The organism is Mycobacterium sp. TH-M82, from assembly GCF_057473605.1.
The window spans coordinates 1-11,079 of the sequence record NZ_JBYCKY010000264.1 but is presented as its reverse complement, the minus strand read 5'-3'; the positions used below and the strand labels follow the sequence as shown (position 1 = coordinate 11,079).

At 64.5% G+C, this 11,079-nt stretch carries 13 protein-coding genes, 3 tRNA genes and 1 pseudogene; 10 read left to right on the top strand and 7 right to left on the bottom strand.

Translation table 11 applies throughout. From position 1 onward, the window contains the following. The 3 genes from AC2VON_RS08290 to AC2VON_RS08280 form a co-directional block, all read left to right on the top strand. Nucleotides 1-536 (top strand): enoyl-CoA hydratase/isomerase family protein (locus AC2VON_RS08290; RefSeq protein ID WP_486952515.1); only part of this gene is annotated, 536 nt, incomplete at its 5' end. A 247-nt stretch (nucleotides 537-783) separates the two neighbouring features. Then, entirely contained in the window at nucleotides 784-1,437 is a 654-nt protein-coding gene (locus AC2VON_RS08285) for a DedA family protein (protein ID WP_486952514.1), read from the top strand. Nucleotides 1,438-1,555: 118 nt separating this feature from the next. Continuing rightward, nucleotides 1,556-2,176 (top strand): hypothetical protein, encoded by a 621-nt coding sequence (locus AC2VON_RS08280; protein ID WP_486952513.1) that lies wholly within the window; start codon nucleotides 1,556-1,558, stop codon nucleotides 2,174-2,176. Nucleotides 2,177-2,208: 32 nt separating this feature from the next. Here the strand turns inward: AC2VON_RS08280 and AC2VON_RS08275 are convergent, their stop codons facing one another. From AC2VON_RS08275 to AC2VON_RS08250, 6 genes and pseudogenes are all read right to left on the bottom strand, one after another. After that, nucleotides 2,209-2,418 (bottom strand): hypothetical protein, encoded by a 210-nt coding sequence (locus AC2VON_RS08275; RefSeq protein ID WP_486952512.1) that lies wholly within the window; start codon nucleotides 2,416-2,418, stop codon nucleotides 2,209-2,211. 56 nt (nucleotides 2,419-2,474) lie between these two features. After that, nucleotides 2,475-2,545 (bottom strand) — tRNA-OTHER (locus tag AC2VON_RS08270). Between the two features lie 100 nt (nucleotides 2,546-2,645). After that, the gene (locus AC2VON_RS08265; RefSeq protein ID WP_486952511.1) at nucleotides 2,646-4,139 is read right to left on the bottom strand and encodes a type I restriction-modification system subunit M; all 1,494 of its coding nucleotides are present in this window, start codon (nucleotides 4,137-4,139) and stop codon (nucleotides 2,646-2,648) included. A gap of 17 nt (nucleotides 4,140-4,156) precedes the next feature. Further along, on the bottom strand, nucleotides 4,157-4,570 hold the full coding sequence (locus tag AC2VON_RS08260; protein ID WP_486952517.1) for a PIN domain-containing protein: 414 nt from the start codon (nucleotides 4,568-4,570) through the stop codon (nucleotides 4,157-4,159). Between the two features lie 680 nt (nucleotides 4,571-5,250). Beyond that, nucleotides 5,251-5,433, bottom strand: a pseudogene (locus tag AC2VON_RS08255) (hypothetical protein); the annotation flags it as partial. A gap of 438 nt (nucleotides 5,434-5,871) precedes the next feature. After that, nucleotides 5,872-5,952 carry a hypothetical protein gene (locus AC2VON_RS08250; RefSeq protein ID WP_486952516.1) on the bottom strand — a complete coding sequence of 27 codons (81 nt, stop codon included), beginning with the start codon at nucleotides 5,950-5,952 and terminating at the stop codon, nucleotides 5,872-5,874. 767 nt (nucleotides 5,953-6,719) lie between these two features. On the opposite strand from AC2VON_RS08250, the gene AC2VON_RS08245 reads away from it, so the two are divergent. The 6 genes from AC2VON_RS08245 (at nucleotide 6,720) to AC2VON_RS08220 (ending at nucleotide 10,650) form a co-directional block, all read left to right on the top strand. Further along, the gene (locus AC2VON_RS08245; protein ID WP_486952510.1) at nucleotides 6,720-6,962 is read left to right on the top strand and encodes a hypothetical protein; all 243 of its coding nucleotides are present in this window, start codon (nucleotides 6,720-6,722) and stop codon (nucleotides 6,960-6,962) included. A 180-nt stretch (nucleotides 6,963-7,142) separates the two neighbouring features. Further along, entirely contained in the window at nucleotides 7,143-8,732 is a 1,590-nt protein-coding gene (locus tag AC2VON_RS08240) for a hypothetical protein (protein WP_486952509.1), read from the top strand. 93 nt (nucleotides 8,733-8,825) lie between these two features. Continuing rightward, nucleotides 8,826-9,035 (top strand): hypothetical protein, encoded by a 210-nt coding sequence (locus tag AC2VON_RS08235; protein WP_486952508.1) that lies wholly within the window; start codon nucleotides 8,826-8,828, stop codon nucleotides 9,033-9,035. A 53-nt stretch (nucleotides 9,036-9,088) separates the two neighbouring features. Continuing rightward, nucleotides 9,089-9,691: a hypothetical protein gene (locus AC2VON_RS08230; RefSeq protein ID WP_486952507.1), complete on the top strand. Its 603-nt coding sequence runs from the start codon at nucleotides 9,089-9,091 to the stop codon at nucleotides 9,689-9,691. Nucleotides 9,692-9,737: 46 nt separating this feature from the next. Further along, nucleotides 9,738-10,322 carry a hypothetical protein gene (locus AC2VON_RS08225; RefSeq protein ID WP_486952506.1) on the top strand — a complete coding sequence of 195 codons (585 nt, stop codon included), beginning with the start codon at nucleotides 9,738-9,740 and terminating at the stop codon, nucleotides 10,320-10,322. Nucleotides 10,323-10,389: 67 nt separating this feature from the next. Continuing rightward, nucleotides 10,390-10,650, top strand: coding sequence for a tyrosine-type recombinase/integrase (locus tag AC2VON_RS08220; RefSeq protein WP_486952505.1), 261 nt, complete (start codon nucleotides 10,390-10,392; stop codon nucleotides 10,648-10,650). 98 nt (nucleotides 10,651-10,748) lie between these two features. Here the strand turns inward: AC2VON_RS08220 and AC2VON_RS08215 are convergent. Further along, a tRNA-Val gene (locus AC2VON_RS08215) sits at nucleotides 10,749-10,823 on the bottom strand. A gap of 180 nt (nucleotides 10,824-11,003) precedes the next feature. On the opposite strand from AC2VON_RS08215, the gene AC2VON_RS08210 reads away from it, so the two are divergent. Further along, a tRNA-Gly gene (locus tag AC2VON_RS08210) sits at nucleotides 11,004-11,076 on the top strand. Nucleotides 11,077-11,079: the final 3 nt, after the last annotated feature.

Below are 11,079 nucleotides of genomic sequence, written 5' to 3'. Positions count from 1 at the left end.
CCCGCGACCTGGTGCTCAATATCGTGAACTTTTCCAAACCGGTGATCTCGGCGATCCGCGGACCCGCGGTGGGCGCGGGCCTGGTGGTGGCGCTGCTGTCCGACGTCTCGGTGGCCGGGCGGGGCGCGCGGATCATCGACGGGCACACCAAACTCGGGGTGGCCGCCGGTGACCACGCAGCGATCTGCTGGCCGTTGCTGGTGGGTATGGCCAAGGCGAAGTACTACCTGCTGACCTGCGAGCAGCTGTCCGGCGAGGAGGCCGAGCGGATCGGGCTGGTCTCGATCTGCGTCGACGACGACGACGTGGTCGCCACCGCGAACCGCATCGCCGGCGAGCTGGCGCACGGCGCGCAGGACGCGATCCGCTTCACCAAGCACAGCCTCAACTATTGGTACCGGGCGTTCGCGCCGGCCTTCGAAACCGCACTCGGGCTGGAGTTCATCAGCTTCGACGGCCCCGATGTGCGCGAGGGCCTGGCCGCGATACAGGAGAAACGCAAGCCGCGGTTCACCTCCGGCAGAGCCGACCCGTGAGCGCCCCCCTCTCGCGCTCACGGGTCTAGCGCACGGCTTCCAGCCGGGTTAGCCGGTGTCGGCCGGTCTACCGGCACTGCGCGGCCCGCGATTTCGCTTGATGGAACGCTCACCGATCACGTGCCTCTCCGGGTACTTTCGAGATATACAACTACCGAGTGTAGTAGATCAGTGGTTTGCGGGCAAGGACAACGAACGGAATTGTTTGCGGGGTCAGCCGGCCGCCCGGTCGGGCATGCTTGACCGCATGACGGTGGACGTCGTGCTGCAGTCGATCCCGCCGGTGCTGGTCTACCTCGTCGTCGGCGCGGTGGTCGGGGTGGAGAGCCTGGGTATCCCGCTGCCGGGTGAGGTCATGCTGGTCGGCGCGGCGCTGTTGTCGTCGCGGCAGGATCTGGCTGTACACCCGGTCGGGGTCGGCGCGGCAGCGGTGGTCGGGGCGGTGATCGGCGACTCGATCGGCTATTCGATCGGCCGCCGGTTCGGCATGCCGCTCTTCGACCGGCTGGGCCGACGGTTCCCCAGGCACTTCGGCCCCGGACACATCGCGTTCGCCGAACGGCTGTTCGCCCGCTGGGGAACCGGGGCGGTGTTCTTCGGCCGTTTCGTCGCGCTGCTGCGGATCCTGGCCGGGCCGCTGGCCGGGGCGTTGAAGATGAGCTATCCGCACTTTCTGGCCGCCAACATCTCCGGGGCGGTGTGCTGGGCCGGCGGCACCACGGCAGCGGTCTACTTCGCCGGGCTGGCCGCCGAACACTGGCTGACCCGATTCTCCTGGATCGCGCTGGTCGTCGCGGTGGTGGCCGGCATCGTCGGCACCGTCGCGCTGCGCGGACGCATCGGCCGCGCGATCGCCGACCTGGATACCCAACACCACCGCGAATCCGACCCGACCGGGTGAGGCGGGCCGGTTGAACCCGACCCTCACCGTAACCGTTGTCGAATTCGGGCTGCCGGAGCAAGGTGGAGGGTGACCCGCGGCGCCGCCGGGGCGCCGCCTCGAGTAGACGGAGGCGAACATGCACGCCCGTTCCTCCACCATTCACGCGACCCCATCGTTCATCGACGACGGGGTCGCCCACATCCGCGATGTGGTGATGCCCACCCTCGCCGACACCGACGGGTGCGCCGGACTGTCCATGCTGATCGACCGCGACCGCGGCAGGTGCATCGTCACCTCGTCGTGGCGGGACGAGGACACCCTGCGGGCCAGTGAGGCGGTGGCCCAGGGGCTGCGCGACCGCGCGACCGAAGTCTTCCACGCCACAGCCGAGGTCTCCCGCTGGGAGATCAGCGTGCTGCACCGCGATCACCCCTCGCACCGCCGGGCCGTGGTCCGCGCCACCTGGCTGCGGACCGACCCCGCCGTCCTGGACAAGACGGTAGACACCTACAAGCTGGCCCTGTTGCCGAAGATGGAGGATCTCGATGGTTTCTGCAGCGCCAGCCTGCTGATGGACCGGGCATCCGGCCGGGCGGTGTCGTCGACGAGCTTCGACGACTGGGCGGCGATGCTGGCGAGCCGGGAGGCCGACCAGGCGATCTGGGCCAAGGCCGTCAACGACACCGGCGCACAGGTCGTGGAGGTCGGCGAGTTCGACCTCGCCATCGCGAACTTGAACGCACCCGAGATGGCCTGAGATAGCCTGAGCGGCAATGCTTTAGCCCAGCTTTAGCCCTTGAAGGGCAGCAGCTTGTTGAGGCGGTTGATTTCCTGGCGTAAGTCGTGCAGCACGGCGGTGCCCTTGGCGGTCTGCACCAGGGCCGTGATGGCACCCCGGTCCGCGGTGATTTGCCTCAGGGCCTCGTAAGCGGCGCGGACAGAGGTCAGCGTGCAGTCGATCTGGTCAGCGCTCGGCGTCGATTCGCTTTCCTGGGTCATAGCGTAGGAGCCTAGCGTCCGCGAAATGTTGACGGCGGCTGGAACTGCCCACCTCGTGGTCCCGACTGGGATCGAACCAGCGACCTTCCGCGTGTGAGGCGGAGTTCGCCGTGGCGGGATTCCGTTTGTGCTGGTCAGGCTGGTGGGAGCGCCTCGAAGCGGACGGGTCGGAGCACCTGGTCTGACCCGTTGGCCCGATATTGGCCCTATGGAATCGAGACCACGCATCATCGGATCTCTGCACCGTCACCATTCGCCGCGGCTTCCAGCGCTGCCGCCACCGCCTTGAATTCCGCCAGCGCGGCGGTGAGGTCTTCGACGATCTCCCTGGCGATCACCTCAGGTGCGGGAAGATTGTCGGCATCCTCCAGCGACGCGTCGCGCAGCCAGGTGATATCGAGGTTGACCTTGTCACGGGCAATGAGGTCCTCGTAGGTATATGGCCGCCACCGCTCCGACTCGACCCCTTCGTCGCGCGGCTTTCCGGCGAGGTAGCACTCGACGAACTCGTCGAGGTGTTGGCGGCGCAGCGGGTTCTGTTTGAGGGTGAAGTGCTGGTTGGTGCGCAGGTCATAGACCCAGAGTTTGGTGCTCCACGACTGCTCGGATGCTGGCCTCTTATCGAAGAACAACACGTTGGCCTTCACGCCTTGGGCGTAGAAGATGCCGGTGGGCAGGCGCAGCATGGTGTGCAGATCGAAGTCGGCCAACAGTTTTCGTCGCAGCGTCTCCCCCGCGCCACCTTCGAACAGCACGTTGTCGGGTAGGACAACCGCGGCGCGGCCGTTGATGTCGAGGATGGTCATGATGTGCTGCAGGAAATTGAGCTGCTTGTTGCTGGTGGTGACGACGAAGTCCTGGCGTTCGATCTCGATGTCCTCGCGAACCTCGCGGCCGTCGGCGCCGACCATTGTCAGTGAGGACTTTCGGCCGAACGGTGGGTTGGACAGCACCACCGACCAGCGTTCGCCGGGGTCGGCAATCAGGGCATCCCGAACTTCTATGAGGGAATCGCCGTCGGCGGTGCCGATGCCGTGCAGCAGCAGGTTCATCGCAGCCAGCCGTGCGGTCCCGTCGACCAGCTCGTAGCCGGTGACGAAGTCATCGCGCAGGTGTTTGCGTTGAGTGGGGGTCAGATTCACAGCGTCCCGCGCAGCGTGTTCGTGGGCGACCAGCAGGAAGCCGCCGGTGCCGCAGGCTGGGTCGACGACGGTGTCTGCTGGCACCGGGTCGATGACGTCGATGATCGCCCCGATCAGGTCACGCGGGGTGAAGTATTGGCCCGCACCGGAGCCTTTGTCGGAGGCCCCCTTGGCGAGCAGCGCCTCATAGGCGTCACCTTTGATGTCGGTTCCCGCCGACCAGTTCTCTTTGTCGATCAGGTCGACGATGAGGCGTTTGAGCTTGGCCGGGTCTTGAATTCTGTTCTGCACCTTGCGAAAGATGGTTCCGAGCGTGCCCGGCTGCTGCGCCAGCCCGACGAGGATCTTGGTGTAGGCGACTTCGAGGTCGGTTCCCTCGGCGTCGAGCAGTTTCTGCCAGGAGTACTCGTTGGGCACGATTTGCTGCGGGTTGAGCTTCCGGGACGCGCGCTCGTGCGCCATCTTCAAGAACAGCAGGTAGGTGAGTTGTTCGGTGTACTCGATGACGCCGACACCGTCGTCGCGCAGGACATTGCAGTACGACCAGAGTTTGTCGACCAGGCGACGGGAATCAGACACGTCGGTATTCTTTCTGGTCAACTGTGCACGATGAGGTTCGGAGCGCCGCGGTAGATCTGATCACCAGCCAGCAGCTCAAGTTGTTTGGCGATGGCGCAGGCGGCCACCCACCGATCACCGGTATGAACCTTGTCGTGAAGTGCATGCCCGGCCCTACGGCAGTCCGCAGTCAAGGTGGCATATGCGTCGACGACATCGTCGTCGGAATGAATGGTCGGCGTGCGATCGAGAACATTGATGACCTGCGTCATGCGTTGTGGGCCCAAACCAGCGTTCCGTGCTCCCGACAGCACCTCAGCTCGAGTCTGGAACGCAATGACTACGCGTCGGTCGGCTAGGAACTCCCGCCATCCTTGGACACGGGGATCAGCGCCGGATGGGATGACGTACAGCAGGCTAAAGACGTCTGAGTCGACGACCGTCGCTTCCACCCGTCTCACGAACGCAATGCCTTCAGGAAGGCAATCGTTTCATCCTCGGTGAGATCAAGGCCGCCTTCCGGATCTGGCCCGGGAGCACTGGCCAGAATCCCTTCGAGGGGGACGACTCGCCGGCCGACGAAAACGGCTGTGGGGTCGTCAACTCTGTGCACGCTTGCATTCTCAAGCGCGATCAGCCGATCGGATGCATGTAGGATTCCGGTCCCTTGCACGGCCACCCACTGACCGATGAGTTGCGCTGCAACGGCATCGTTTTCGACGTGTTTGAGGTCAACGGTGTTGTCGACGTCATCGCGGAGCCGGAATTCATGCGACCGCAGGTCGACTTTCTCCAGCCGTCCAGCCGCAGTCATGACCTCACCGGAGTTGACACGTTTCGGTGTCCACGTCTCGACATGCGTGCCTGCCGTGCTGATCTGCACCTCACTGCGCGACGATCCACCGACAATCACGGTGGGCGCTGCGGCCCGCAATGCTTTGACCAATTTGCCCGCGCTATCGGCGACGAGGTCGCCCACCCAGCCGGGGCGATGGTCCTCCCCGATTGCCCGAATAACCTCCCAGAAGCGCTCTTCGGTCGTGGTTTGCTCAGGCAGGTCGATGGCGAGCGTGTCAGTCGGTCCTTGGCTGAATCGCAGCACGGTACTCCCCGCCTCAACGGCGCTGAGCCGTAGCTGCGAGAACTCCTCGATGAACTGCTTGGTACGGCCAGGCTCCGACGCGTTGATGACGTCCCGACTGATCCGGGTCGTCAGTTCCTGCAGGGCGGTGGCTAGTGCGGCGATGTCTTTGACCGCAATCTCGCCGCTTGGAGCGGGAGCGTCGATGAGACGCAGTTCAATCTCGGTCGTCATCGTAGCTACCTCCTTCTCCTGTTCCGGCGCTTCGCCGCCGCGGTGTGGGGCGCAGCGCCCACGACAATTCTGCCCTCACCTTGCGGAACATTCTCCCCAATGCTCACACCAGCCTCCGACACATCGCGACCCCTTCCAGCGCCGATTGCGCTATTCGACGCCTCGGCTCTCCCATTCTCCGAAGGTTCCGTCTGCCGACATCCGCTCGCGCCAGCCGTTGCAGGACCGCCCGAACGCAACGGCCCCAGCCGTCGACGGTGAAGGAAAGACAATGTTGCGGGTGACCCGCCCCTGTCCGCCGTCGCCAACCTGGATGATCCGAGCCTGCCCGCCCCGAGGCGGTGTCCTCGAACACGCGGTTAGGGGTGATCCCCGCCGCGGCGTTCGAAAGCTACACGAGCTATGCGAATGCGCGCACCGACGATATCGACATCGTGCTCATCCGCTGACCGCCACCCTCCCTGGGTAGGAGCTGATTTTGATGGCGCCGCCGACCTTGTTGGTGGACGGGTCGATCACCGACACGGTGCCACTTCCGTAGTTGGTGACGTAGACGTCGCAGTCGCGTCCTTCCGGCGGTGTAAAAGAGTTCGGACGTAGGTTCCCTCGAAGACCAGCAAGTCCGACGAAAAGAATCTACGCCCGTGTCAAAGTGGATATCGCCTGCCATCGAAGTACTCCAGCACGCCGCGCCCGACCTCATAGATGCTGCGGGGGCCTCATCGACGATGACCAGGTCGAAGGTTTCCGGCGGCAGCGCGTTGCTGTAGGGGCCGAGATTGCGACCTTGGTCGAGCCCAGCCTGGAAGCCGACCGGCGGAACAAACAGCACCACGCACAACCCACAGGTGGCAGGTGGCAAGGTCGAGAGGACTCTGGGCGCAGACGTTCGCCGACAGATGCGTGATCCTATGGACCCGCTCGATAAGGAAGGCGGACAGCCGTCGTTCAGTAATACGACCGCCACGAAGGCGGCTAGGGTCGTGTCGGTTTGGCCCGATATTGGCCCTATGACGGGCACCCTCGGAGGCTCCGGAAGTGCCATCGCCGACCACAAACCCGTCTGACCTGCGGTACCCTGCGGGTGGTCCCGGCTGGGATCGAACCAGCGACCTTCCGCGTGTGAGGCAGACGGCGAGGCGTTTTCCCAGGTCGGCTCAGTCCAGCGTGAACGGTTGACCTGGGCTTTCATGGGGGTCGTGTATGGGCGTGTCGTCCCGTGATGTGTCAACGATGTGTCAAACCGAACGGACTTTCGCGTCACCCGCACACGCCATCCTGGTCCCATGAACCCCGACACCGACGACATCCGCGCCCACCTGCTGAGCCTGGCGACCGCGTGCCCCGACACCCGAACCCCGCATGGTCATCCCGATCCGAGGTTGTGCGCCGCCGACGAGCACCCGGACGCCTGGGAGCACCTGATGTACGGCTGGCAGCGGTGCCTCGCCGCCGCCGATGTCATCGACGCCCGCTACCGGGCGGATTGGTCGGACGACGGGCCGCTGGCGATACTCGCCGAGCCGTGAGAGACGTGGCGCTGGCGGGGCTGCGGGACATCTGGGGTCAGGTGGTGGCGGGGTACGTGGGTGCCTGATCCCCTCACCTAGCCAACAGGCTGGCTAACCAGTGCTTGCGGTCTCAGCGTTTGCCCAGCGCGTTCTCGTCTGTGTAGCGTTCGGATTGTCTTGCTCGACAAGGGGGAAACCATGATGTCTGTCCGCAGGCTTGGTGTCGGCACCGCGCTGTCCGGTGGAGTCACCGTAACCGCGGCGATCATCGCTTCGGGGATCGCCTACGCCGACGGCGGCACCGATGAGATCAACGGCTGGGCGGTGACGCCGACCAACGTCAGCGACAGCGGTGTCCTAACGACCCCGGCCACGCTGTCGGACCCGAGCGATTCGCTGGGGCTGGGCACTGCACCAATAACGGGCGGCTTTGCCAGTGTTCCGTATCCCCCACCCGGCATCGGACTCAGCAGCATCGGGTCGAATGACCAGTTCGTCACACCGTTTTCGACGCTGGAACAGCCAGGTAATCTGTTCATCAACAACGCCTGGATGCCCGGACTGGAGCTTGCCAGTGTTCAGCGAGGCTTCGGAGACAACTTTTCCGCCACCGGGGCTGTGTTGGCGCTTTCGCACAACGGTAAAGAAGTCGTTGACCTGTTCCAGATCAGCTCGCCCGACCAGCCGATCCCGTTGTTCAACCCCGACGCGACCGGACCCATCGACGTGGGTGGAGTCGAGCTGGCGTCCCCGCAAGACGGGGCGCTGCTCAACAACCTCTTCGACGCGCTGTTTCTGGGCGACACCGCTGGCTGGGACAAGGCAGCGACGCTGTTCGACGACTGGACGGGTATCGATCTGTCAGGCGCGACTGCGGCGGTGGACCCGGGCGGTGTCGCTGCCGCAGCGGCAAACGGTGCTCTCGCCTCCAACGCCGATGACCCCCTCAGCCAGGCCAGCGCGAACCTGGCCGAGGCTTCCAGCTTGATCACCGCTCAACCAGACGTGTCTCCCGCTGCCATCCTCAACCTGTTCGGGGTCATTGATGGGGCCGTCGGGGCAGGCTTCGGCCAGGGCATCGCGCAGAAAGCTGTCCAGCAACTTCAGTCGGCTGAGGCCGTCATTTCAGCTCACGACGGTTCCCTGTCCAACCAAGTCGACCAGCTGTTTTTCGATCCCCTCAATCAGGATTGGGACACCACCAGCGCGGCTTTGCTGCACGCCGACCAGGCATACGAAGCCGCTCTCACCAGCGGTTCCGGCTTGAACGTAGCCGACTCTTCGCTGTTCACGGCCGACCTCCAAGCGCTAGGTGACGCCTTTTACTCCGCCCCTGTCCTCGACGCCGCCAATCTCATCGGACACAACTCCTCCGTCGAGGCTGGGGCAGGCTCTCTGTCTGGCGCGACCACCTCTGATGGCTTGTTGGCGACCGCCATCTCAAACCTCACCGAAGCGGACAAACTCCTCAACGCAGCCACCGGAGTTGACGCAACCCAGCCGTTGAGTTTCAACAACGACGCACTACAGCTCCTGGATCAACTGCAATCGGCGCAGGACACCATTTCCGCCCACGACGGCTCCCTGTCCAGCTTGGTCGATCAGCTGTTCTTCGTCCCGCTCGACCAGGGCTGGGTTGATGCCAGCGAAGCCGCGCTGCACGGTGCCCAAGAGCTGACCGCCACCACCGCGAGTGGACTCGACATCGGGTTGGAAGTCCCGAGCCTGCAACTGGTTGGCGACTACTTCGCTTCCGTGCCTGTCGTCCTTGCCGCCGACCTTTTCTAGTCGGCGAACGGTAACGGCATGTAGCGGCAGCATTCCGGCTGTTCGACGGCGTTGGCATGCGATCCTGGTGACATTGACCAGACCGACCTCGACATGCTGATCTCCCGAGCCGTAGCCAGCTCGCGGAGCCTGCTGGCGGACATCGAGACGCTGATGGTCGTGCTCTATCCGCGCGACGCCAGCATCGCGGTGAACGTCACCGGCCACCAGCAGCGGGAACTGCGTGCGCTGCTCGCGGCGCTCAACGAATTGGTGACAGATGGCAACGCCGTCGCGATCGGCGAGGTGGTCGACGCCGAGTAGGACGACAGCCTCTATGCTCTTGCGTGAGTTTTTCTACGATCTACTGTGATCCCATGCCCGAACCGTCGTATCCCACGGATGGTGGTGACGGTGGGCTTGGCGCGTTGCTGGTGTTGCTGAGCGGTGCTGCTGACTCGTTTCGGACCGTTGAAGTGACCTACCGCACCTGGCGCCATGAACAGCGCCTGCGGGAGGCGTTCCTCGCCTACTTTGAGGAACAGAAGCGGCGCGGCGCGGCAAGCAACACCGTCACCTTCGCCGCGGTCCGCAGCGGCGATCCCGGGCCGGTGGAGACCGAAGAGACGGTACGCATCTGGTGCCAGGAGCAGCGGCTCCACCATGAACATCACGGTGGAAGACAAGACGGCTCCGACAGTACCGTAGACGGCCGTCGGCGGTGGCGGTCATGGATTGTGCCGGTGGGAGCTATGGGCGACCGCGGTGCTCCCAGCGTTGGCGGAGGCATCGACCGAAGATTCGAGGTCATGCTCGATCCGGCATCACTGGTCGGCTTGCTGGATTTGCGGGTGGCCGGAAATTCCCGAGTGGCGAGTCGAGCCACCGTCACCGCTCGCGCCGCCCCCCGGCAAGAAGGTCTCAGCGCCGTGAGGGCGCTCGATTATCCACGTGCGTTCCGCACTTTGCACGCACTGTAGTATCGGTGCCGATAGCTACCACCTTGAGGTAGACCGGGAACGCGGTGTGCTACTAGCTGCCACCGCGATCCGCGGCGGGCAGCCGTTCTACACGATCACCACGCTCGCGATCAGCTTTGATGAACCAATCCCGGCTAAGACTTTCCAGTTTGAGCCCTCCGAAGGCGAACAGGTCCAGTCCCTGCTAGGAGATTTCTTCCGCCCGCGCCGCATGACCCCCGCCGAGGCGCAGTGCTGCGCCATCTTCAACGTGCTCGTCCCAGATCGCGTGCCCACCGACTGGCAGGGGCACTGCACGTTCCGTGAAGCCTCCCCGCGGCCGCCATTTCCGGCGCACGTCTCACTGTTCTACCGCTCCAGCGACGGACACCACAGCGTTTCGATCTCGCAGACGGCCGCAGCCGACGCTTCCCAGCACTACGGGGCCATGATTGGCGATAAGAGCTGGCAAGAGGTGCTCCGCGACGGGGTGCTGATCCAGATCAGACCAGCCGACGGAGGGCTTCCAGCCCAAGCACGGCTGGCACGCTACGGCACATTTGCGTGGGTGACCTCGCAGAGCCTCACCGCCGATCAACTCGCGACAATCGCCGCCAGCCTCAAGCCCGCACCCGAAACCAGCCGCGCGTGACGCACCATCCGAGACAGAAACGAAACGTCTCACCTCTTTAGACCCGCGACCGCGCCCAGTCGTAACGATGTCCATTACAACCGCCCAGGTGCTCAAGAGATTGAAGCTCCCCCACGTCCGGCTGCACGACGCACGGCACTCCTGCGCCACCCTGATGCACGCTCGCGGTGTCCCCATCGCGGACATCGCCGCCTGGCTCGGACATCAGGATGCGTCGTTCACACAGAAGACCTACGCGCATTCCACCGATACCGGGCTACGGGGCGCGGCGGACACCATCGGGTCCATCACGGCGGGGTCGAAGAAGACCCGGAAGCGCCCGAGTTGACACCTGCTCCGTGTCAACGCTCGGTCGTCATGTGCCAAAACGTGTCAAACCTGCTGCCCTCACGAGCCCGTACTTTCGATATATCCGCATCTCAAATATGGTGGTCCCGGCTGGGATCGAACCAGCGACCTTCCGCGTGTGAGGCGGACGCTCTCCCGCTGAGCTACGAGACCGTACAACCGCGTCCTGCCGGACGCCGGAACGACGTCGAACCTAGCATGATCACCGGGATCAGCGGGAACGGGCGAACCCATCCGGTCGCCACGCCGATCCGACCAGCGCGAATTTGTGCGCCCTCGCGCGGGTGCACTATCGTTGACCTCCGCACCGGGTGACGATCTCGTCCGTTGCGCGCGGATGTAGCGCAGTTGGTAGCGCATCACCTTGCCAAGGTGAGGGTCGCGGGTTCGAATCCCGTCATCCGCTCGA